This is a genomic window from Alistipes sp. 56_sp_Nov_56_25 (assembly GCF_001915285.1).
Classification (GTDB): Bacteria; Bacteroidota; Bacteroidia; order Bacteroidales; family Rikenellaceae; genus Alistipes; species Alistipes shahii.
In genome coordinates this window covers 16,251-39,657 of the sequence record NZ_MNQF01000004.1, presented here as the reverse complement: position 1 = coordinate 39,657, position 23,407 = coordinate 16,251, and the positions used below count along the sequence as shown (strand labels likewise).

Annotated in this window: 23 protein-coding genes; 15 read left to right on the top strand and 8 right to left on the bottom strand. The window is 53.2% G+C overall.

The genetic code is table 11. The features are described 5' to 3' along the window. Positions 1–117 precede the first annotated feature (117 nt). Positions 118–498 carry a 50S ribosomal protein L19 gene (rplS, locus tag BHV64_RS02985; protein ID WP_015547020.1) on the top strand — a complete coding sequence of 127 codons (381 nt, stop codon included), beginning with the start codon at positions 118–120 and terminating at the stop codon, positions 496–498. Between the two features lie 499 nt (positions 499–997). On the opposite strand, the gene BHV64_RS02980 is transcribed toward rplS, so the two are convergent. The 6 genes from BHV64_RS02980 to BHV64_RS02955 form a co-directional block, all read right to left on the bottom strand. After that, positions 998–1,327 carry a S24 family peptidase gene (locus BHV64_RS02980; protein WP_015547018.1) on the bottom strand — a complete coding sequence of 110 codons (330 nt, stop codon included), beginning with the start codon at positions 1,325–1,327 and terminating at the stop codon, positions 998–1,000. A gap of 605 nt (positions 1,328–1,932) precedes the next feature. Next, a complete protein-coding gene (locus tag BHV64_RS02975; RefSeq protein WP_044054295.1) occupies positions 1,933–2,175 on the bottom strand; it encodes a hypothetical protein in 243 nt (80 codons plus the stop codon). A gap of 100 nt (positions 2,176–2,275) precedes the next feature. Next, positions 2,276–2,587: a hypothetical protein gene (locus BHV64_RS02970; RefSeq protein ID WP_015547017.1), complete on the bottom strand. Its 312-nt coding sequence runs from the start codon at positions 2,585–2,587 to the stop codon at positions 2,276–2,278. Positions 2,588–2,619: 32 nt separating this feature from the next. Then, entirely contained in the window at positions 2,620–3,498 is an 879-nt protein-coding gene (locus BHV64_RS02965; protein ID WP_015547016.1) for a hypothetical protein, read from the bottom strand. A gap of 28 nt (positions 3,499–3,526) precedes the next feature. Next, positions 3,527–3,838 (bottom strand): hypothetical protein, encoded by a 312-nt coding sequence (locus BHV64_RS02960; protein WP_022062665.1) that lies wholly within the window; start codon positions 3,836–3,838, stop codon positions 3,527–3,529. Next, on the bottom strand, positions 3,820–4,602 hold the full coding sequence (locus BHV64_RS02955; protein WP_022062664.1) for an HK97 family phage prohead protease: 783 nt from the start codon (positions 4,600–4,602) through the stop codon (positions 3,820–3,822). Before BHV64_RS02955 ends, BHV64_RS02960 begins: the two co-directional genes overlap by 19 nt. Positions 4,603–4,905: 303 nt before the next feature. Between BHV64_RS02955 and BHV64_RS02950 the strand changes: the two genes are divergently transcribed. Then, positions 4,906–5,214: a hypothetical protein gene (locus tag BHV64_RS02950; RefSeq protein WP_022062663.1), complete on the top strand. Its 309-nt coding sequence runs from the start codon at positions 4,906–4,908 to the stop codon at positions 5,212–5,214. Positions 5,215–5,544: 330 nt separating this feature from the next. Here the strand turns inward: BHV64_RS02950 and BHV64_RS02945 are convergent, their stop codons facing one another. Together BHV64_RS02945 and BHV64_RS02940 are read right to left on the bottom strand one after the other, a co-directional pair. After that, the gene (locus tag BHV64_RS02945) at positions 5,545–6,831 is read right to left on the bottom strand and encodes an MFS transporter (RefSeq protein WP_015547013.1); all 1,287 of its coding nucleotides are present in this window, start codon (positions 6,829–6,831) and stop codon (positions 5,545–5,547) included. A 41-nt stretch (positions 6,832–6,872) separates the two neighbouring features. After that, a complete protein-coding gene (locus tag BHV64_RS02940; protein WP_015547012.1) occupies positions 6,873–7,862 on the bottom strand; it encodes a polyprenyl synthetase family protein in 990 nt (329 codons plus the stop codon). Positions 7,863–8,272: 410 nt separating this feature from the next. On the opposite strand from BHV64_RS02940, the gene BHV64_RS02935 reads away from it, so the two are divergent. The 13 genes from BHV64_RS02935 (at position 8,273) to queA (ending at position 23,368) form a co-directional block, all read left to right on the top strand. Then, entirely contained in the window at positions 8,273–9,475 is a 1,203-nt protein-coding gene (locus tag BHV64_RS02935) for a tyrosine-type recombinase/integrase (protein WP_217727576.1), read from the top strand. A 68-nt stretch (positions 9,476–9,543) separates the two neighbouring features. Next, on the top strand, positions 9,544–10,464 hold the full coding sequence (locus BHV64_RS02930) for a helix-turn-helix transcriptional regulator (RefSeq protein ID WP_217727577.1): 921 nt from the start codon (positions 9,544–9,546) through the stop codon (positions 10,462–10,464). Next, positions 10,457–11,032 (top strand): hypothetical protein, encoded by a 576-nt coding sequence (locus BHV64_RS02925; RefSeq protein ID WP_022062129.1) that lies wholly within the window; start codon positions 10,457–10,459, stop codon positions 11,030–11,032. Before BHV64_RS02930 ends, BHV64_RS02925 begins: the two co-directional genes overlap by 8 nt. Before the next feature lie 376 nt (positions 11,033–11,408). Next, positions 11,409–13,088: a hypothetical protein gene (locus tag BHV64_RS02920; RefSeq protein WP_217727578.1), complete on the top strand. Its 1,680-nt coding sequence runs from the start codon at positions 11,409–11,411 to the stop codon at positions 13,086–13,088. A gap of 279 nt (positions 13,089–13,367) precedes the next feature. Further along, positions 13,368–13,610, top strand: coding sequence for a helix-turn-helix domain-containing protein (locus tag BHV64_RS02915; RefSeq protein ID WP_217727579.1), 243 nt, complete (start codon positions 13,368–13,370; stop codon positions 13,608–13,610). After that, a complete protein-coding gene (locus tag BHV64_RS02910) occupies positions 13,600–14,556 on the top strand; it encodes a hypothetical protein (RefSeq protein WP_217727580.1) in 957 nt (318 codons plus the stop codon). Before BHV64_RS02915 ends, BHV64_RS02910 begins: the two co-directional genes overlap by 11 nt. A gap of 189 nt (positions 14,557–14,745) precedes the next feature. Further along, positions 14,746–15,768 carry a hypothetical protein gene (locus BHV64_RS02905; protein ID WP_288115548.1) on the top strand — a complete coding sequence of 341 codons (1,023 nt, stop codon included), beginning with the start codon at positions 14,746–14,748 and terminating at the stop codon, positions 15,766–15,768. Between the two features lie 1,019 nt (positions 15,769–16,787). Next, a complete protein-coding gene (locus BHV64_RS02900) occupies positions 16,788–19,280 on the top strand; it encodes a YfhO family protein (RefSeq protein WP_138265790.1) in 2,493 nt (830 codons plus the stop codon). 147 nt (positions 19,281–19,427) lie between these two features. After that, positions 19,428–20,309 carry a cell division protein FtsX gene (locus BHV64_RS02895; protein ID WP_015547010.1) on the top strand — a complete coding sequence of 294 codons (882 nt, stop codon included), beginning with the start codon at positions 19,428–19,430 and terminating at the stop codon, positions 20,307–20,309. Further along, positions 20,310–20,570, top strand: coding sequence for a DUF3098 domain-containing protein (locus BHV64_RS02890; protein WP_022062660.1), 261 nt, complete (start codon positions 20,310–20,312; stop codon positions 20,568–20,570). Between the two features lie 101 nt (positions 20,571–20,671). After that, positions 20,672–21,463 carry an undecaprenyl-diphosphate phosphatase gene (locus BHV64_RS02885; RefSeq protein WP_015547008.1) on the top strand — a complete coding sequence of 264 codons (792 nt, stop codon included), beginning with the start codon at positions 20,672–20,674 and terminating at the stop codon, positions 21,461–21,463. Beyond that, entirely contained in the window at positions 21,463–22,179 is a 717-nt protein-coding gene (gene truB, locus BHV64_RS02880) for a tRNA pseudouridine(55) synthase TruB (RefSeq protein ID WP_015547007.1), read from the top strand. The genes BHV64_RS02885 and truB overlap by 1 nt, the downstream gene beginning before the upstream one ends. A gap of 139 nt (positions 22,180–22,318) precedes the next feature. Further along, positions 22,319–23,368 (top strand): tRNA preQ1(34) S-adenosylmethionine ribosyltransferase-isomerase QueA, encoded by a 1,050-nt coding sequence (queA, locus tag BHV64_RS02875; RefSeq protein WP_022062659.1) that lies wholly within the window; start codon positions 22,319–22,321, stop codon positions 23,366–23,368. Positions 23,369–23,407 lie beyond the last annotated feature (39 nt).

Below are 23,407 nucleotides of genomic sequence, written 5' to 3'. Positions count from 1 at the left end.
GAAAGCGAATGCTTCAGACGCAGCCAAACCAATTCGCGGGATTACAGGCAAAGGACCTGTATGGTAGCCCCGGCGCAGCGGGAATGTCGAATGCGAAACACAAAAATTGTTGCAACAATGAACAAAGACGCAATCATCAAGCTCGTCAACGAGCAGATGTGGCCCAAGACGGACGCCGACGTGCCGTCGTTCAAGGCCGGTGACACGATCACCGTCTCCTACAAGATCGTCGAGGGAAACAAGGAGCGCGTGCAGAGCTTCCGCGGTGTGGTTATCCAGATCAAAGGCTCGGGCAAGACCAAGATGTTCACGATCCGCAAGATTTCGAACGGCGTGGGCGTGGAGCGTATCTTCCCCCTCTACTCGCCTCACATCGACAAGATCGAGGTCAACAAGATCGGTGTCGTACGCCGCGCACGCATCTACTACCTGCGCGACCTGACCGGCAAGAAGGCCCGCATCAAGGAGAAGCGCATGACCCGCACGGAGAAGAAATAATCCCGCGGTCGGAAAGAGAAAACAGGATGTCTGAAAAGGCATCCTGTTTTTTTGCATCCGAAAGAAGCGCGGAACCGACCGGAGACGTCAGAGAACGATGCCGCCGGTCTTTTCAGCGCATCGTATTCAGCCTGGAGCCGGGCCAAAGCCGCCTCGTTGCAGCGTTCGACCAGACCGTGCAGGGCTGCGACCTCCTCCGGAGCGAGTCCCAGGCTGGCGACGATTTCGGGCGTCAGCCGGGATGGTTCTGTAAGGGGCAGAACGAAAACTCCAAAAGGGATAAAAGAGATGAAACGATTGTAAAGTAGATAGTTAGGATAGAACGGCCAAATTTTAGCTGCGTAATTTACCGTAATTTCAGTGCAGGAATTTCAAGGCGAAACGCCCCAATTCAATGCGTAACCGCAATATTCAGTGGTAATTCACCACAAAGACGAGCCCGCACGACCATTTAAACGTGGTTTGTGCGGGCTTTATAGTATAATGACCGATCTGTCCCCTATTTGAGCGAGTTCAGACGCAGCGACGCCTTGATAAAAGCAAGCGCCCGGATGCGGTTGATGTGTATCTCCATCGGTTTGTGGTGCTCGTTATAGCTGACCAGCACGATGTGATCAGGTATATCGGATTTTTGCAGGTATTTCACCGAAACGTACTCGTCTCCGTCAATGTCGAACGAAATCAGATACATTTCACCCCATATAATGCTGTGCATGATGTCATGTACCTGCTTGTAAAACACGATGTCTCCGCTTTTCAGCAGCGGGTACATCGAATCCCCTACGATACGCAGTCCTCCGTCGCATTTGGGGATCAGTGTCGTCTCCATGACCCGACGATCGACTGGCTGTATTGGTCTGCAAACAGCGGAACAAGACCAGCGACGGCCTCCATGTCATATATAGGTATCTGCTGGCGGTCAATCAAACGATCGGTTCGCAACTTGAAAACCTTATCTACGGTAACATCGGTGACATTCTTCTCGAAAGTTTTTTCACCTTTCGGGTATTCGGGATTTGACCGGGATTTTTGGAGTTTTGGTAAGCAAAATTTCTCCTTCTCCAGTCAACAGCCAAATAGGATTTACATCGTTATAATATGAGAGAAATCTCAATAGATTTTCTTCGGAGATACCATTAGGTATCTGCTGACGATCAATCAGGCGATCGGTTCGCAGTTTGAAAACCTTATCTACAGCAACATCGGCGACATTCTTCTCGAAACTCTCTTCGCCTGTCGGGTATTCAGTAAAAGGTGACGTTTTTTGGAGTTTTGGTAAGCAAAATTTCTCCCCGACCTGTTAGCAACCAATCTGCATTCAACGAATGCTATCTACGCCTTTCGGGTATTCTGTATTTGATAAGGAATTTTGGTAAGTAAAATTTCTCCTTAAAGCATGGCGTTTTTGGGAGTTTTCGTTTGCCATGCTCTTTGCTATGTTTTGAAAACATGGCGTTTTTCGGAGTTTTGGTATTGTTTTTTGGTGATTCGATAGTCTGTATTTGTAGGCGCTTTTTGGAGTTTTCGTTTGCCTACATTTAGGCCTACAATTTTGCCTACGTTTAAATTGTAGGCGTTTTTTGGAGTTTTGGTATTGATTTTTTGCTGGCTGATATTCTGTATTTGACCACGTTTTTCGGAATTTTCGTTTGTGGTCAAAATAGTGGCCCTTTTCATTGACCACGTTTTCCGGAGTTTTGGAATAGAAAATAATACCGCCCGCCGAAATGATCGACGGGCGGCAACTGTTCGGGTTTCGCAGTCTTCAGGGAACAGGTCAGGACACCTTTCTAACCCGGTGCTGCGCGGGTGTTCTGCGTGCCCTGCGGGGGTTCTTCATCCTCTCGGCCTTTCGCGCTTCCATATCCGCCCTGCGTTCGGCTTTTAACCGCTTGATATAAGCGCTATAATCAGGGTCCCGGCGCAACCAGGACAGATATGTGATATATCCGACATGAAACATATCATAAATATAATTGTTCCATACCCACCGATGATTCCGATCCTGCCGCCCCGGTTCATAGTGCGCTTTTGTCACCTCTACGGCCTGTTTTATCTTTTCGAGGTAGTTCTTATTGTTGTATGCCATAATACACGAAATTTAGCGGGTTTAAAGGCCCTTTAAACGGATGCGCTGACAATCGCGCCGATGCCCTTGCCGCGGATCGGTAATGCTACGAACCGTTTGTCGAAACCTACGATCGTCACACGCTCTTTGGGGTCGTTCTCCGTGGCGTACATGTGAATATCTCCGTCGGCTTTCATCACCTCCTTTGCGTAGAACGCGAACGAGGCGAACCTGTCTCCCTCGGCCGCTGCCGCTCCGAATGCGACCTTTTTCAGCACGCCGTCCATCATGCGGTACGTCGGCATGCGCGAGAAAGCGTAACAGCCGAACCCGGCGAATTTCAGCGGCTCGCCGTCTTTGATGCTCGTCAGATCCTTGAAGAGTTTGAGGTCTTCGAGCAGCAGGTCGGAAACGTGCTTCGGATGCAACACGAGATAACGTTCATCGAGCGGTACGTCCACATCGTCGAAACGCTCTTTCAGCGCGAGGATGTCCGCAAACCGCAACCGCTTGCGGCCCGTGATGCTTTCGCCCGTCGTGATAATTACGGGAGTGTTTTCGGTATCTTCCGCCGGGGCATAAGCGTGCGCGGCTTTCGTCGCCACACTTGCCCGGAGCGTCGAACGGTGCTGGCCGATAACGCTTTCGAGTTTGTCGTAGCTGTACTCCAGCGCTTCGGGGCGGCGGACGATGGTGTTTTCGGTCTCGAACTTGTCGAGCCGGATTTCGTTGTCCTCGTCATCACGCCCGATCACCGAGATAGGATAGGTCGTATTATTGACCAAAACCTTCGGGTCGATACCCGCCGACGCGATGTGCAGGCGGTTGTGATCCACGAACTGCGAATAGTCCGTCGCCTTTTGCAGGAAACTGTCGTCGGGGTAGAAACCCTCTTTTACCTGGTCTATCCAGACCTCTCTGTTTAATGCCATAAATATTGTATTTGTAATTGATTGTTCGTTACTTGTTTTTACGTTCGCGGGCAAGCAACCGCTCGTATTGGTCGGGATGTTGTGCCAGATACTCGGGGTTATGTTTGCGGTAATAGGCCAGGTTATGATACGGTTCCTGTTCTTCCCCGTATTCTTTCTCCCGCAGGCGGGCGTATAACTCCGGATCATCGCTCAATGCCTGCGGATCGTATTTGCGGTATTCTTTCAGTCCCCAGTTGGCCCGGTTGGTCATGTCGTTGCGGTTCGGGCCGAAGAAAGCCGCAAACGACACCTTTTCGGGCATGACTTCGAGGACCTCCTTCAGAGCCTTGACACCCAACTGTTTGCCGATATGCTCGAATACACACGGTCAGGCATACCGAATTTACCGAGGTTGACGGCTTGTTTCAACTCTTTGTCTATATCCACCGCCGCGGCCTGCTCCTTGTCCTGCATGAACTTGCGGAATGCCGATTTGTCGGTCCGTGCCATGTGTTTCAGGAGCATGAGCTGCGACGATTCGACATACCCCAGCCGCAGGGCCTTTTCCGTGTCGGGTTCCGCCGGGCCTGCATTACCGGATAGGGCTGTTACGGTTTCTATGATCTCCCCATCCGTCGCTGTTGCAGGCAGTTTCAGCACCTCGATCAGTTGCGTACGCAGGTCTTTGTCCCCGTCTGCCGATTCTTTAAGGCTCAATACGATAAGCCCCCTTTTGTCGAACAGTTTGACGGCGTTCCGATTGGACGGGATATCGACGATCGACACCTCGGTCAGTTCGCAGTCCGTTACGGTGTCTACGCCGTCGATCCTCTCGTAATTGAGAACAGACAGGCCGATAGACGCCGAGCGCAGAAAGCCGCCGTCTACACGCTCTTTAACCTCTTTTCCGAGCGGGTTATTTTCGTCGAATACGGCGTCGGCAATCAATTGCGAACCCTCGGTCCGGATGTTGTCCCAGCGGCCTATAACGCCTTTTTCCCGTGCGTGCATGTAGAGCATCACGGGATTCTTTTTAAAACGTTCCGTGCGGATGCCCTTTGTCTGAATAACAAAGCCGTCCGCATTGACGCTTTCGTCGGAGATGATAAATGTGTATGTCATGTAAAAGTATTTGGATAGCACAAATATCCTTCATATATGCGCCATGGCAAAAAATTGTTTATAACCTATATACAAATTATTTTCAACCCTTGGCAATCCGATTTTTTGATAAACTTTGTATTTTATTCCGTCTCTTTTACTATATTTGCATATCCTAAATCTTATAAGTCATGCCTTTTGCAAAAACAAATCACAGAATTATAGCCACTTATGGTGTGGGTAGTGGAAACGCCCCAGCGCTTTCTTATAAGAGCGTAGGACACCTTAGAGTGGCTTTTTTTCATTTCCTAAATCTTATAAGCTATGTTTACCTATCAACGAGATGCCGCACAAGTTGCGCAGTTTGCTAATCAGTACAATTTCGACGAACTGGTCGCATGTCTAACCGACTACCTCGATCCGAAAGCGGCCGCTAAACATTTAAAACTGATTTATTTCACACTTACAGAGTATATTTTGAGCGACACTGAAAATATGGGCCGTTCGGATGTCGCGGAAGCTATGGTTACTCTGCGGTGGTTGCACGAAGCGATAGAAACAATGACAAATGGCGATGACCGTGCTATTAAAATTGTTCCTTACCATATTCCCGTTGTAAAATGGTGTGACTAACCCCAATTTATTGCAAGTATAACGAACTTGCAATGACATTCCAAACAAAGACCCTTTAAACCGAGTTTAAAGGGTCTTTTATTTTTGCCACTTTTTTGTCGATATTTCAAGGCTGAACTTTGAAATTTCCTGTTTTTGGACTGGAATTTTCGAAATGCCCGATATAGTTCCGCCCCACCGTGATGAACGGAGCGGAAAGCGTTCCGGCGCTTTTGACCGCAAAGATGCCGGCTGGCGCTCGAACGAGTGCGGCGCGGACGGGCAGTACCGGAGTACGTCCCATTCGCGCCGCACGAGAGCAAGAGCAAAAACGCCCTCTAAAATCGGGAATTAATCCTCTACGGGAATATCCTTGTTGACATTCTTCGAACCTACGAGCGCATAGAAGAGCATGTAGGCCAGACCGGCGATGATCACCCAGTAGCTCGACAGGTAGTTGGAGATGTCGGCCACATAGCCCTGGATCAGCGGAAGGATACCGCCGCCGCAAACCATCACCATGAAGATACCCGAGCCCATGGAGGTGTATTTGCCGAGTCCCTCGACGGCGAGGTTGAAGATGCCGCCCCACATCACCGACGTGCAGAGACCGCACAGCGTGAGGAACATGACGCCGATGGGAACCTCGATCATGGCGAAGCCCGTACCCGTGAACACCGGCATGCGGCCCATCGTGTCGATCGGAGCGAAGATGCCCAGCAGCACGAAGACCAGCGCCACGACGGAAACCGCCGTCAGCTGCGCCTTACTCGAGACCTTGCCGCCGATGACGCCGCCGATCAGACGGCCGCACATCATCAGGAACCAGTAAGTGCCCACGAGCGAACCGGCCGCAGCAGCAGCCATTCCGATACCGGGGGTCGCCGCGTCGGGCGTGGAGGTCAGGAACAGGTTCATAAAGTTGGGAATGCCCACCTCGACACCTACATAGATAAAGATAGCCACCGTACCCAGCACGAAGTGACGGAACGACATGGCGCTGTGCTTGTCCTTCTTCTCGCTCTTGGCGTCCTGGATCGCGAAGGGTTCGGGAATGCGGACCGCCGCCAGCACGAAGAACACCACGGCGAAGATGCCCATGGCGATCCACAGCGCGGGAGCCGCGTCGCTGATCGTCGCATTGGCCGCGTTACCCATCAGGTAACCCACGAGGATCGGAACGATGGTCGCCGAAATCGAGTTGAGCGAGCCGCCGAACTGGATCAGCTGGTTACCCTTCTTGCCGCCGCCGCCCAGCGTGTTGAGCATCGGGTTCACGACCGTGTTCAGCATACACATCGAGAAGCCCGAAACGAAAGCGCCGATCAGATAGACCGGGAAGCTGCCCGCAATGCCCGAAAGGTACTGGATGCCCACGCCGACGAAACCGACGGCCACGGCGGCAAGCGCCGTCTTCTTATAGCCGATGCGCTTGAGCATCATGCCCGCCGGAATGCCCATCACGGCATAGGCGATGAAGTTGGCGAAGTTGCCCAGCTGGGACATCCAGTTCGCCACGGCGAACTGATTCTTCACGATGACGCCCAGCGGATTCGAAAGTCCCGTCACGAAGGAGATCATTGCAAAGAGCAAGAACATCATGACGATGGGCAAGGTGTAATTTTTCTTTTGTTCCATAAAATCTATCAATGTTTAGGTTAATAAGTTTCGGGGGGGGGTCATCGGTCCCGTTCGGCGATGTAGGCGCAGAGGTTGACCAGCGCCGAACGGTATTCGGAATCGGGATAGTCGGAGAGCATCTCCACGGCGCGGGCGATGTAGCCCTGCATCACCTCGGCGGCGAAAGAGAGGCCGCCCTCGTTCTCGACCGTGGAGCGCAGGTACTCGACCTCCTCGTCGCTCTCGTGACAGCGGGAGAGCCGTTCGAGCAGCTCCCTGCGGCGGGAATCCGAAGCGCGGTCGAGCACAGACAGCAGCGGCAGGGTGATTTTCCCTTCGCGCAGGTCGTTGTTGGCGGGTTTGCCCGTGTGGGCCGTCGGGGTATAGTCGAGAATGTCGTCCTGAATCTGGAAGGCCATGCCCACGGCTTCGCCGAAACGCCGCATCGTGGCCACCCGGTCGCGCGTGGCGCCCACGGCCAGCGCCCCGGCCGACGCGCTGACGCCCAGAAGGCTCGCGGTTTTCTTATAGATGATGTCAAGATAGGCCTGGCGGGTCATCGTGCTGTTGGCGGCGCACTCGTCCTGCAGGACCTCGCCCTCGCACAGCGCGGCCATCGACCCGCAGACGTGCGTAACGAGGTCGAACTGCCCGCTCTGCAAGCCTATGTTCATGTTTTTGGCAAGGATGTAATCACCCAGGATCACGGCTTTGTGCGACTGCCAGCGGGCGTTGGCCGAAGGCTTGCCGCGGCGCATGTCGGCCTCGTCGATCACGTCGTCGTGGATCAGCGACGCGACGTGGATCATTTCGACCAGCATGGCGGCCAGACAGGCCCTGCGGCCCGCGGCAGCCCCTTTTACCGGGGCGTTCATCGCCGCCGAAAGCATGACGAGCATGGGACGGATGCCTTTGCCGCGCGCCGAAAGGGCGTAACGCAGCATATCGGAGAGCAGCTCCCCCTCGGCCGTGAACTGGCGGTCTACGAATTCGTCGAGGGCCTCCAGTTCCGCAGTCACGGGTTTGCGGATGTCATCGAGTGTAATCATATCCGCAAAGATAATGTTTTTTTGAAATAAGTAGCGCGATTTTGAAAGTTAATCGTCGTTAGAACGCGTTTTGGCGAAGGGTAGGTCTTTCACCTTGTTTCACTTTGTGCCGAATTTTTAACCCTAATTTTAACCCTTGTTGTTTTTGAAGAGCTTTTTTGGAATGTCTTTGCCGGTCTGATTTCTTCCGGTGAATTTCTTGTTAAAATGGTTTGTTGCCGAATCTCGGTTGGATGACGATTGGAGGACGTTGTAAAATTTTTCGAGAATTTTTACCGAAAGAACTCTTTGTCAATCAGCATTTTGAACCTAAATTAGTCCTTGCGGGAAAAATTTCCTCGATTTTTTTCGGGGCCTACTTAATACTCACCAGTATTGTAGGGAAAGATTGTAAACTAATATCGAATTATATGAAAAAAACGATTAGACCTATTCTGCGTGATGACCTTTCGAGGAAAGGTTTGGAAAAACGTATCGACCTGCGTGTATATCTCGACGGCCGCCAAACGAAATTTGCGACTCCCTATTCGATTGCCCCGGCTTGCTGGGATAAGAAATCCGGACGTGTTGTCGGAAACTGCCCCGAAAAAAGCGTAATTAACAGCTATCTGAACGGGAAGGAAACCGAATACGAACGCTATCTGTTCCAGTGCGAGATGTTGGGTGAAACCGTGGACCTGGAGCGAATCCGGGAAATCCTTACTGGAAAGTCGAGGACGGCTCCGAGTGAAAAGACGAACGCCACCCTCGATGAAATCTTCGATGCTTATGTAGATAAACTGCGGACGGATAACCGCTGCGAGCGAACGATTATAGGTATATTGGACCTTAAAAAGGATATGGCGAAATTTTCGAAACGGAGTAAGAAACGGACGATCGACCAGCTCGATATTCTCTTTATTCAGGAGTATAAAAAGTATTTGCGGACGGTCCGCCGGAATGCGGATAATACGATTAATACGAAATTGAACCGCCTGCGTTCGGTGGTGAAATGGGCCGGACGGCTGGGCTATCCGATCGACGATCCGTTCGGGAAGGGATTGAAATTCCTAAACCGCTCGAAACCCCGGACAGTTTTTCTGACGAAGGATGAATACGACGCGTTCCTGCAAAAGGCCCTGCCGGATAAAGGCGATCCGGCGATGAAACTGACACGAGAACTGTTTATTTTCAGTTGTGAAACGGGCTTGCGGTTCAGCGACGTATTGGACCTGAAGTGGACGCACTTGAAAAATATTAAAGGCGTGACCTATATCTCTAAGGTTCAATGCAAGACGAAAGAACTGGTTGAAATTCCGGTGACGTTGAAATGGGCGAAGGTCCTGCTTGCCAAGTACCGGAACGTGTCTACGGGCGAGCATGTTTTTCCGCGTCTATCGAATGGTTGTATAAACCGGAAACTGAAAATGTTGGCTGAGAAAGCCGGAATCGGGAAACGCCTCTCGTTCCACGTCGGTCGGCATACCTTCGCTTCCCACTTGGCGAACGCGGGCACCCCGCTCTATATGGTAGCGAAACTTTTGGGGGATAAAAGCCTCGATATGGTACACCGGGTCTATACGAATACCGAACGAACGGAGCTGATCGAAGCGATGAAAAAACTGGGTGCCTGATAAAAAACGAGAGCTTCCGCCGAGTTTTGGCGGAAGCCGTTTTTATCTTTGTGAAAAACCTTTGAACGATGAATGCCTTGACGAATAACACCGCGACCTTGTTTCGCCGTTATCTGTGGCTCTTGGACGTGATTTACTCCGCGGGCCGTATCACCCTGGATGAAATCCGCGTCCGTTGGCAGCGGAACGAGATGTCGGGCGGCGAGGAACTGCCCCGAAAGACCTTTGAGAACCACCGGAAAGCCGTTGAAGAGTTGTTCGACGTGAATATCGCCTGCGACCGCCGTACGAACGAATACTACGTCGAATGCGGCGACGACCTGGTGCGCGACGATCTGCGACGCTGGCTGTTGGAAACCTTCGCCGTGAACGACCTCTTGGTAAATAGTAAACGCCTGCGCCGACGGATCGCGTTGGAGCCGATCCCTTCGGGCTACGCCTATCTGACTACCGTCCTCCGGGCGATGGAGGAGAACCGATGCTTGGAGATCGTCTACCGCCATACCTACGATGAAAAACGCGAGAAGCGTTACGAAGTCGAGCCTTACGGATTGAAGGCGTTCCGGAGGCGCTGGTACTTGATCGCCAATAGCGTGGAAATGGGTGGAATTTACGCGTTCGCCCTTGACCGGGTACGTGGTATGACCCCGACGGCGAAAGCGGCTGAAATCCCCTCGGATTTCGATTGTGCCGAATTCTATGCCGACGCCTTCGGAATTATCCGTGAACGGGACCGGAAGGCCGAACGAGTCGAAATCCGCGTCTTGGGGAAGCAGGCGAACTACGTCCGGGCCCTGCCCCTGCACCCTACCCAGCGTGAAACCGAGCGGACCGCGGAATATTCGGTGTTCGAATACCGGTTGGCTCCGACCTACGATTTCCGGATGGAACTGCTCTCGAACGGCGCGGACGTGGAGGTGTTGCGCCCCGCATGGTTCCGGGAAGAGGTGAAAAATGTGGTTACTAAAATGATGGATAGATATGAGTGAAAAAATTATTGTAAAATTAAGACGCGATAATATATCTGTTAGTTCGTGTAAGGAAGGAGTGTATCTAACTTTTGATGCGGAAAATGCTCGTCCTATTATCTGTAAATATTCGGAGGTAATAACGATTTTTACGCCTAACCAAATTTATGATGTTGAAGATATAATGCTGATGTTAGGCCCCGTGTTACATTCATTTTTAGAGAAAGCTAAAATATCTACGGGACTACTCCATTGGGAGAGTGCTAATCCGTTTGTTAAGTTGCGTTCTCGTGCTGTAAAAGACTATGTTCTAATATTAAACGAGATACGAAAAATTGCCATTGAAGATGATTTGAAAGCGATTGTAATTTCTCTTGATGATAGGGCTTTCCCAGATTTTCTTTTGAAAAAGGGGGAAGATGAAAAATTCTATTTAGAGGTGATGAAAATAGCGAAAGACTTGAATCTAATAATTTTTGTATTATGGTATACGTTTCCTGAGAACGAATGCGATTGGGGAGATAAATTAATATGGATTGAGACACCCATAGGATGCTATAAAACTGAAACGGCCGATTTTTTTGATTGACGATGAATGAATTTTGAAGGGGCTTCGATTTAGGTCGAAGCCTTTTTTGTTGGAAATCCGCGAAATCTTTGTACTTTTGTCTATGACATATTGATAGACGCGAAAGCGTAAGTTTATTCTCTACGGCGAATCTGGAAAATTCTGATGAATACGGGAATAAGCGTTGTTATTCCTATGTCCTTGAAAAAGGGCGTGGGCTGATGCTTATTTTAGTATTCGGGCTATTCCAGAGCCTGCCGTATAGAATAAGCCTTCAGCGCCACGCTTTCTTTATTTGCCTCTTTGACGGTTGAAAAATAATCTGCCCTTGCGCCGGGGGTTGGCGGAAGCGACTGATAATTTTGCCGTAAAGAGTTTTTAACCGAAATAACGGGATATGGAAAAGAGTGGACTTTCGACGAGGGACCGAATGTGCTCCGTGGCGGGTGGTATGGCCGGCCTGCTTGTAGACCGTGAAATTCCGTCGCGGCTGATTCCCTTCCGCGGGGAATTTCCCCTGCTGGATATGATTGAGGCGAGACGGTTTCGGGAGGCGATCCGCTCGACGATGTGGATTGAAGACCTGCCCCCGAAATTCCTGTATGCCGCCGCCGAAGGGAGCCGGATAGCGAGATTGGAGCGGGAATTTCGACACTATCTGTCGAGAAACGGATTAAAGAGCGGCGATTTTGAAAAGTTGGAGGACGCCGAAAAATCGAAATGGTTGCGGTGGTGGATGGAGGCCGATTCCGTCAGCGCCGACGATTTTGTCGTTAAAAAATACCGGGATGAAGCCACCCCGGCCTCGAAATCCCTCGGCGACCCGGCGATGCCGGTTGCTGAAAAGCGGGAAATCTATGACGACCTTGTCGCCCGACGGGCTTATTGGGACGATCTGTGTTTCGAGTTCGGACGGGTTAGCTGGGAGAAAAAGTTGCTGAACCTCGCCTTGTATATCCATTATGGCGGGGATTTGGAGGTTGTTTTGGCCCGCTATAAAGAGAACCACCCCGACTATGCCGACCGGATTCCCCACTCGTTGGCGTACTATATCAGCTACCTGCGGACGGGTGAGGCGACCTCCGTGTTGCATTATTTTCTGTTGGAAAGGGTCTGCCTCTCCGAAGGTCAGCTAACGGCCCTGCTTACTGCCGAACTCCGCGAACGGCTGGAAGAGGTGTTTTGCTGGGACGGCGGGACGAATAGCGCGTGGACGATCGGGATCGACTACCGGGGCGAAGAAAAAATGGATGAAATTATCACCACCCTCGATATTGAAAGAGGGCGAGAATATCTTATCTTTGGGAACCTAACTATTAAACCTTTTATTATGGAAACGAAGGAAACCTTGTTAAAAGAAAACCCGTGGCGGGTATTAGCCGAAAAAATCGAGAAGAACGGCTATATGCGATTGGAAAAGTTGAATGCGTATGCCGATGACATCCCGTTTATCGAAGAATTTAATGAGCGAACGAAAAACGAGCCCGAGTATCAGTTGCATACCGAAATATTGCCTTATCCGTTTATCGGCGATGTTCTTGATGCGCGGGTCGTACTGTTAATGTCAAACCCGGGTTATAAGGTGTCGTCGAATATCGAAGCTCATGAAAAGATGAGCGATGAAGAAAAACGCTTCGTCATTCGGGCGCAGACCCAAGCGATGCTACTCGAAGATCGTGCGATTTTTTATTCCGGTCCGGAATATAAGCCGTTTAATGACGAGCAGGATTGGTATTGGGCGAAGAAAACGCGGATAATTCGGGAAGCTGTTCCCGGAGCTGAAACGAAGATAGCGGCGGTTCAGCTAATGGCTTATCATTCCAGGAAATATAAGCCATTTCCGGCGAAAATGGGCTTGCTTCCTTCTCAGGAGTATACGAAACGGCTGGTAAAATATCTGATTGATAAAAATGTTATATTCGTATATGCCCGAAGTAAGGCCCAGTGGCTTGATTTTGTTCCGGAATTGGAGAATGCCACCTGCGTTGAACTGAGTAGTATCCGGAATGCGTGTCTGTCTGAAAAGAATTGTAAAGACGGCGGATTCGAAAAAATTAAAGCCGCGTTAACTGAATAAAATTTGTTTGTGTAGGTTATGTAGACCGCCCCTGACCGGGGCGGTTTTTTGTGTTCTGTAAGTCGGCAAAAATGATCTTTTGACCCTCTTTTGGGGTTGTTTTGAAGCTGTTTTAATGTTAATTAATTGATATATAAATAATTATCTAAAAAAGACCTTCGTATTATCCACCATTATATATTAGGAAATAAAGGGCGAGAAATCGCCCGCTAATTCTGATATAAAGCTATAAATAATTTAAGAATTAAAACGGAGTGTGAGATTATCGTATCTCCGAAGATGCTCCAAACGCTGATTAAAGTGGGGATAGCCCAGAATCGGGATTGGATTATTAATTATCTTACGAAGGCTCTCCTCGGAGCGGAGTTGCTGACTGCGAAAGAGGTTGAAAACTCGATGAAGGTCAGCCGCTCGACGCTCTATCGTTGGGAGAAAAAGGGTTTGATTACGCCTATGCGCTACGGACGTTCTAAGAGATATTGTAAAGACGAACTTTTGAAATTGAAAAAATATGGTCGATAATATTACTTTGAAATGTTGCGATAAGGAAGTCTATCATCACCTATGCTATGGAACCTTCGTTGAAGAATCGAATTGGATAAGCGGCAAACCGTATGACAGATTACTGTTGAATAACGGGAAAAGCGGTACTGACCGCGAGAATCTAAAAATCGAATTTGAGAGGGATTCGATGACGATTTCCGGTAGTATTCGGAAGTGGTACTACGGCGCGTCTTCGTTGGATGATCTGACTAAAACGGATTTGGAGAAGGCTTGGCGAAAGGTGGCCGCGTGGCTTGGTATTTCGTTCGATACGCTGCGAACCTTTGAAATTTCCGAAATCGAAATAGGGCTGAACGTTCCGATTAATATGACATGTACTGAAATGGTACACCGAATCTGGGGATTCACATCGAAACGCTATAAATTGAAGGAATCGAGTTCTGAATGCCGGGAATTCGTTTTGGCATGCCATACTGTTAAAATTTGTAATGGGATCGACGAAATAAATGGAAACGTTCTGATACGACGTAATATCCTGCGGGTTGCGTTTTTGTCGGGTGACGGACGGCGGAGCGTTCTCGACCGATTGAAGGCCGGGACGCTCGGTGAATTATTCGACGGGTATTATATACGGGCTGTAAATTATTTTTGGCGGAGTTGCCGAGAGTTTCTTTTTGATACGCTCGGTCGGCGACCGTCGTTCCGACTTAAACGGGGGAACTTGAAAGAATTGACCGATTTTATCTTGATGCTGGGATTGGCGAGCCTATCCCATACCGAATTGGAAGGCTATGCAGGGCTGTTGTCGAAAGAGGCTCAACGTGATTTTAGAAAGTGGCTGCGAATACACTACGAGCGAGAGAAAGAATATTCATGCCCCGACTATCAGTTTGAATTTTACGAGGCTGTAAAATGGCGTTTGATAGAATTAATTAGAAAGAATAACCTGCAAACGAGTGATTGAATATTCACGAAAAAATGAATCTATAAGAAAATATTATGAAAAATTTAAGCCTTGTAATGGGCCCAGAATTTACTGGGCTTTCGCGAGATTAACGGGGTCGATTTGGGGCCGTTTTAGGGTCGTAGCGGCGTGAGGGGAATATTGGGGATGTTATTTGCGTATCTTTGTAAAAATGAAAAACGTCTGCTTATGGTAGATAATTTAACGATAATGTTGGAAAAGTTTTCGGGAAATTTCGAGAACTGCGAAATCGTGAAAGTGTTCGAGAATATTGGTATTTACCGACTGAAAGGCCTCTCCCGTATCGCGCCTCACCCACTCCGGCTGATCTACATAAGGAGGACCGGAAGGCTTTATATTGTAAATAGCCTCCGTAAATGGTACTGCGGAAGAACCTCGTTGCTCGATCTGACCTCCGAAGCCCTTGTCCATGCCTTGAAGAGGTTGGCGGCCGATCTGAATATCTCCTACGAGGAATTGGGCCGGGGCCGTGTTACCCAGGTAGAGGTCGGACTGAACCTGCGGACGCGAATCCCGTGCCGTCGGCTGATCCGCCTGATGGCAGGTTATAAGATCCGTTCGAGAAATGCCTTTAAGGATGAAACCGTCTATTTCGGTGACCGGAGCTATAAGAAAGTTATGATCTATGATAAAACGGCCGAGATCGTCGCTAAAACGCCGCTGCGGAACCGGGCCCGACAGGGTGAGGTCTTCGATATTCTCGCCCGTCATGGCTACTATTTTCCCCGCTACGAATTTAAGTTAGCCGACCGGCAGGCCCTCGCGCTGAATAGGCTCGATATTCACTCCGTGGCCGACCTTGTAGCCAGCTACGGCGATCTCTATCTGTTCCTCGCCCGGGAAGCCCGGAATTTCGTGCTGTTCGAACGGATCGAAATAACGGATGAAATGACCCCGAAAGAACGCGAGATCGCCGAGGGACTGAACGAATACGGATATACCGAATATCTTGCGAAGCGGCGGGCGGCTTGTAGCTCCGCCACGCGTAAAGGCTTGAAGTCGGCCCGCTGTAAAGTACGGAGGGAATTGGTAAGCGTTATTGACCGATACGACGCCGGGAACTACGGAAGCCGTCAATTTCGGATAGACCTCGGGCGGAACCTCGTAAGAATAAGTAAGCGTGACCCGGCGCTGAACCTCCCCCAAACCCTCCGGGAACTGTTTATAGGGCGGTCGCGGCGGCCTCTTTGATAATAATAAGGGGAATAAGTAATCTATGTAATAGCTATAATGCTCTGATAGGATAAAGGGGAATATAGTAACGTGAAACTGCGTGAACGGTGTATCTGCGCCTCTTGATGATCTCGTCCTTGTCTAATAGGAGAACCTTCGAATATTATTTCGAGCCGCGCCCCGTCAGGCTCCTCGACGTTCTATAATACGCGCCCTCGGCCAGCGTTTCCGGCGTTCTCCGCCGTGCTGTTGTAGATGCCGATTTCTACGCGCCTGCTGCCTCGAAGGAGTATTTACCCGTCCGAAGGAAACGCCTCTTGAAAATCGCTGTTTTCGGTCTTGTAGGCGAAGCTCCTAATTATTAGCGCTCGGAGGTCTTAGACGGGGTTTTGTATTGGCGAAATACCTAAATACGAAAGTATATTATTTCGAGCCGCGGCGCGGTGTGTTGTTGGAGATTGACCGTTATCTGCCAGCCTGCCTATGCCTACGTTTGGCGCGACGTTGCGGCGTAAAAACGGGAAACTCTTGGAGAGGTCGATTTTAGGTCTTGTAAGCCTCCGGCGAACTACTTGTCCGGTCGAATATGGAAACGCTTGGAGATCGTCCCTTTTGTCGTTGTATGAACGGGCTGTCGCTGACGTGGAGGAACGACGGGTGCTAAAAAGGGTGTTGCTCTATTGGAATTGATGGCTGTAATAGCGAGTTCTCCGTTGGCGCGTTTGTTACGGCGGTGTACTATTGAAGCCTACCCAGCGATCCGGTCGAATAGCGGGTATAATAGTGCACTATTGAAGATGTGATTTATTATTTACTATTCGTGTATTGAAATGATTGTTAGAGAGTTTGGATTGTTGAAAATAACCGGGTTTTAACCCTGATTTTAACCCTCGTAATTTTTGCGCTCTCGTAAACGACTTAAAGTGAGGTCGTAAATCGCTTCCGATTATATTAGCAAAGATAGTCATTTTTCGCAATGAAGACACGGACTGTCAATGTTTTTTCGTACCTTTGGCAATCGGTTAAGACACGCTGGAATGGATTTTTCGAACACTATAAGATCAAAACTGCTGCCGGCTCTGGCGGCCTTCGCACTCTTTTTCGTGGTGAGCGCCGCCTATTTCGCCCCGCAGTTCCGGGGCGAAGCGCTGCCCCAGCACGACGTCATCCAATACGAAGGCATGGCCAAGGATATCAGCGACATGCGCGCCGCGACGGGCGAAGACCCGCAGTGGACGGGCGGCATGTTCGGCGGCATGCCGGCCTACCTGATCAACGTGGCCTATCCGGCCCAGCTGGTGAAGCGGACCGTCGGACAGGTGGTGAAGATCATCGACACGCCCGCCGGATTCCTGTTTTTCGCCATGGTCTCGATGTGGCTCATGCTGCTGATCGTCGGGATCAACCCGTGGGTGGGCATCGTCGCGGCGCTGGCCTACGGGCTTTCGACCTACTTCCTGCTGATCATCGGCGCGGGGCACGTCACGAAAATGTGGGCGCTGGTCTACGCTCCGCTGATGATGAGCGGCGCGTGGATGACCCTGCGGGGTAACGTCTGGTGCGGCGCGGCGCTCACGGGGCTTGCGGCGTCGCTCGAAATCGGCGCCAACCACCCGCAGATCACCTATTATTTCCTCGTGGCGATGGCCGCATTCTGGATCAGCGAAGGAATCCTTTCTTTCAGGGAGGGACGCCTGCGCGATTTTTCCCTGCGCACCGCGGCGCTCGTCGCGGCGGGCATCCTGGCCGTAGGATCGAATTTCTCACCCCTGTGGTACACGGCCCGCCACTCGAAGGAGACCATCCGCGGCGGATCGGAGCTTGCCGCGACGGCCGAAACCTCGAAAAACGGCCTCGCACTCGACTATGCGACGGCGTGGAGCTACGGCAAGGCCGAGACCCTCAACCTGCTCGTACCCGACTTCATGGGCCGCGAATCGGGCACGACCTTCCCGGCCGACGGACAGACGGCGGCCGTGCTGAACGACTACGGTCTGCGCGGCGCGGCGCAGCAGCTCTCGGCCTACTGGGGCACGCAGCCCTACACGGGCGGCCCGACCTATCTGGGCGCCGCGGCGGTGTTCCTCGCCGCGCTGGGCATCGCGCTGGCCCGGGGGCGCAACAAATGGTGGATCATCGCCGCATGCGTCGTGATGATTCTGCTGGCCTGGGGCCGCAACCTGATGGGATTCACCGAATTCGCGTTCAAATACCTGCCCGGATACAATAAATTCCGCACCGTCTCGATGACGCTCGTCGTCGTGCAATGGGCCGTGCCGCTGCTGGGGGCATTGGCCCTGATGCGGCTCTGGAAGGGGGAGATTCCCCGCGAACGGCTGCTGCGCGCGCTGGCATGGGCTGCGGGAATCACCGGGGGAGCGTGCCTGCTGCTGGCCGTCGCCGGAGGTTCGCTCTTCGACTTCGGACGCGCCGAAAGCGCGGACTATATGACCGATACGTTCCGTCACATCTTCGAAAGCAACAACATGCGGTCGTACATCGACCGCGGAATGGACATCGAATGGGCCGAAGCGACGGCCGACGCGATGGCCGCCGACCGCGCGGCGATGATGCGGGCCGACGCATGGCGTTCGCTCGTGATGATCCTGCTGGCGGCGGGCGGCGTGGCGCTGTTCGCCCTGCGCCGGATCAACCGATACGTACTGACGGGCCTGCTCGCGGGCGTGATGCTGCTGGACCTCGTGCCGGTCGACCTGCGGTTCCTCTCGTCGGAGAATTTCGTCTCGCCGCGCCGCAACCAGGTGACGGCCTCGGCGGCCGACAAGGCGATCATGCAGGACAAGGACCCGGGCTACCGGGTGCTGAACCTCACGGTCAGCCCCTTCAACGACGCCACGACCTCCTATTTCCACCGCTCGGTGGGCGGTTACCACGGGGCGAAGCTGGCCCGCTACCAGGATCTGATCGACCGTTACCTTTCCAACGCCGACGACGGAGTGCTCGACATGCTCAACACGCGCTACCTGATCGTTCCGGGCAAGGAGGGGCAGCCCGAAGCGCAGCGCCGCACGACGGCCTTCGGAGCGGCGTGGTTCGTCGACAGCGTCATCTACGCCCCCTCGGCGCAGGCGGAAATCGACCTGCTGGGCAAGACGGACCTCCGCACGACAGCGGTGGTGTCGGGGCAGAATCCGGCGAAGAGCGCATCGCGGCCCATGCCCCTCGGCATCTACGCCTCCGCCCGGATCGAGCTCACGGAGTACCGCCCGAACTACCTCAAATACGAATACACGCTCCCCGAAGAGGCGGTGGCGGTGTTCTCGGAGATTTTTTACGACCAGGGCTGGAAGGCCTATGTCGACGGCGAGGAAAGCCCCTACTTCCGGGCCGACTACGTCCTGCGGGCGATGACGCTGCCCGCCGGCACGCACACCGTCGAATGGCGGTTCCGCGCACCGGGCTGGACGGCCGTCGAAGGCGTGACGCTCGCGGCGTCGCTCGCGATCCTGCTGGGAGCCGTCGCGGCGCTGGCCTATTGTTTTAGAAAAAGAACGGAAAAAGAGAAATAAAAAGGGCGACCCGCGCAAACCCGTTTATCGTCAGCGTGCGTAAAATTTCGGGTTTCGCGCAGGGGTTGCGGATCGGACACAGCCGGCCTATTTCCGATTCGCGGCACCAAGGGAAGCCCGAAATTTGCCATTATCACGACAAACGCCATGAAAGACGATAAAAGACTGAAGCGAAAGGTCCGCAACTCCTACATCGTGTCGACGGTGAGCATCACGCTCGTGCTGTTCCTGCTGGGATCGGTGGGTTACCTGATGGTCGCGGCGCTGAAGGTCGCCGACACGCTCCAGGAGAGCATCGCCGTCACCGTGGAGTTGAAGAACGGGCTTTCGGAGGCGCAGAAAGAGACCATCAGCAAACGCCTGACCGCCGAGGAGATGGTCGCGACGATCGCCTACTCCGCCAAGGAGGAGAAAGCCGAGGAGGAGGAGTTCCGCAAGATGTTCGGCAGTTCGTTCGAGGAGATCCTGCCGGAGAACCCGCTGCTGGATTCGTTCGAACTCACGCTCACGTCGGCATCCTCCGACAAGGAGCTGCTCGACTCGTTCATCGCCGCCGCCGGACGCATCGAAGGCGTCGACCGCGTGTCGTACCCGGCGCTGATGGCCGAGCGGCTGCACGCCACGGTGAACAAGATACGCCTCGTGCTGCTGCTCTTCGGCGGCGCGCTGCTGGTCATTTCGCTGATCCTGCTGAGCAACACCATCCGGCTGGCGATCTTTTCGAAACGCTACCTGATCAACACGATGAAGCTGGTCGGGGCCACCAAGTGGTTCATCATGCGGCCCTTTCTCGGAAGCAGCCTCACGCAGGGAATCCTGGCCGGCACGGCCGCCTCGGCCTTGTTCGGTCTGGCCGTCTACGGACTGAACGAGGCGGTCCCCGAACTGATGACCATTGCCGAAGCCGGCAAAATCGCCATCATCCTCGGCTCGATGATTGCGGGCGGCATCATCATCTCGGGGCTTTTCACCTTTGCGGCCCTCAACAAATTCATCAACATGAAGTCGAACAAGATATACCTTTATTAAATGAAAAACGAACAGAAGAACGCGCAGGACCCCGTACCGGAAAATCCCCGCATGCCCCTTACGCGGCGCAACTACGTCCTGCTGGCGATCGGTTTCGCGGTCGTCCTCTTGGGCTTCGTCCTGATGGCCGGCGGAGGCAGCGACTCGCCCGACGAATTCAACTACGCGATGTTCTCGTGGAGGCGCATCACGCTGGCCCCGATCCTCGTGATCGGCGGTTTCGTCATCGAGATCTATGCGATCATGCGACGTTACAAGTAATTCCCGGCCCGTTGCGGAACGCCGTCCCGGCGGGGAGACCCGCCCGGCAACGGCCGGCGGACCGGAACAGCCGACAACTCAAGACCCTTTCTAAAAAATAAATGGACACACTGCAAGCTATCCTGCTCGGCATCGTGCAGGGCATCACCGAATTCCTGCCCGTTTCAAGCAGCGGTCATCTCCAGATCGCCAAGGAGGTGCTGGGCGTACAACTCGAAGAAAATCTCACGTTCGACGTGGCGCTCCACGCCGCCACGGTGTTGAGCACGATCGTCGTGCTGTGGAGCGAAGTCTGGCGCCTCCTGAAAGGACTGTTCTCGCGCCGGTTCAACGAAGAGCAGGCCTACGTACTGAAACTCGTCCTCTCGATGATCCCCATCGGCATCGTCGGGTTCCTGCTCAAGGACCGGATCAACGACCTGCTCAACGCACCCTACATCCTCGCCGTCGTGGGCGCGATGCTCCTCGTGACGGCCGCGCTGCTGGCCTTCGCCTACTACGCCAAGCCGCGGCAGAAGGAGACGATCTCCTACCGCGACGCCCTGATCATCGGACTGGCGCAGGCATGCGCCGCCATGCCGGGACTTTCGCGGTCGGGTTCGACCATCGCCACAGGCCTGCTGCTGGGCAACAAGAAAGCCGCCGTGGCGCAGTTCTCGTTCCTGATGGTGCTGGCTCCGATCCTGGGCGAAACCCTGCTCCAGGCGACAAGCGGCGATCTGACCGCCGGTATCGCCGCAGGGCCGCTCATCGCCGGATTCCTCGCATCGTTCATCACGGGATGTCTGGCCTGCAAATTCATGATCGAGGTCGTGAAGCGGGGCAAACTCATCTGGTTCGCCGTCTACTGCACCGTTGCGGGACTGGTGTCGATCACAAGCTATTTCTGCTGATGAAAGAAGCACTGGACCTCCGCGGCATCAATTTCGAGGACGGATACATCGCCGTCGTGGACAAGCCCCTGCGCTGGACCTCGACCGACGTGGTGCGCAAAATCAAATTCGCGCTCCGCAGGCTGGGTTACCGCAAAATCAAGGTCGGACACGCCGGGACGCTCGACCCGCTGGCCACGGGCATCCTGCTGGTCTGCATCGGCCGCGCCACCAAACTCGTCGACGCCCTGCAAGCCGAGGAGAAGGAGTATGTGGCCGACGTGATGCTGGGCGCCACGACCCCGAGCCACGATCTGGAACACGAGATAGACCGGACCTACCCGTGGGAGCACATCACGCGGGAAGCGGTCGCCGAAGCCCTCGCCTCGCTCACCGGCGAGCGGCTCCAAACCCCGCCCGTCTACTCGGCCAAGAAGATCGACGGCACACGGGCCTACGAACTGGCCCGCGCCGGCGAGGAGGTCGCCGTACGCCAGGCGCTGATCAACATTTACGAAATGGAGATCGTGGAATACGACCTGCCGCGGGTGCGTATCCGCGTGCGTTGCAGCAAGGGAACCTACATCCGCTCGCTGGCCCACGAGATCGGACAGGCGCTCCGCAGCGGGGCGCACCTCACCTCGCTGCGCCGCACGCGCAGCGGCGGCTTCACGCTCGAAAAATCCTATGAGCTGGACGAATTTCTTGAAAATCTGCAAAAACTTGAAACAAAATAGACTTTTTTGCGTATAAAAAATAATCTGTCTTTGTTTTCCGGAACCTTTCCGGCAGGCGGGGCAGAGGCAAAACCGCGTTTCAGGCCCCGCCGAACGCAGAAAATGTCGAACCACATTACGTAAAAAAGAGCGTTCATCTATGAAATTATCGCAGTACGGGTATGACTTTTCACCCGAAATGCTGGCCAAATACCCGGCCGACAATCGCGACGAGTCGCGTCTGATGGTCATCAACCGCGCCAAAGGCACTATCGAGCACCGTATCTTCAAGGACATCATCGAGTATTTCGACGAAAAGGACCTGTTCGTCTTCAACGACACGAAGGTTTTCCCGGCACGCCTCTACGGCAACAAGGAGAAGACCGGCGCCGAAATCGAAATCTTCCTGCTGCGGGAACTCAACCGCGAACTGCGGCTGTGGGACGTGCTGGTGGACCCCGCGCGCAAAATCCGTATCGGCAACAAACTCTACTTCGGCGACGACGACCTGCTGGTGGCCGAGGTGATCGACAACACCACCTCGCGCGGCCGCACGCTGCGCTTCCTGTTCGACGGCTCCTACGAGGAGTTCAAGCATGCGCTCTTCGCGCTGGGCGAAACGCCTCTGCCGAAGTGGGTACGCGAGAAGGTCGAACCCGAGGACGCCGAGCGTTACCAGACCATCTTCGCCGAGAAGGAGGGCGCCGTGGCTGCCCCGACGGCCGGCATGCACTTCTCGAAACACCTGATGAAGCGCATGGAGATCAAGGGCATCGACAAGACGTTCGTGACGCTGCACGTCGGGCTGGGAAACTTCCGCACGGTGGACGTCGAGGACCTCTCGAAGCACAAGATGGACTCCGAGCAGTTCTTCGTCGAGGAGGCCGCCGCCGAAGCGGTCAACGCGGCCAAACGGCAGGAGCGCAAGGTCGTGGCGATCGGCACGACGGTGATGCGCACGATCGAAACCGCCGTATCGACCAACGGCATGATCAAACCCATGGAAGGCTGGACCAACAAGTTCATTTTCGCCCCCTACGAATTCACCGTGGCCGACGCCATGGTGACCAACCTCCATCTGCCCTACTCGACCCAGCTGATGATGGTGGCGGCTTTCGGCGGTTACGAAACCGTGATGAACGCCTACAAGGTAGCCAAGGAAGAGGGGTATCGTTTCGGCACTTACGGAGACGCGATGCTCATTCTTTAATTTTTTTTCACTACCTTTGCAGATATAAACCCTCAAAAC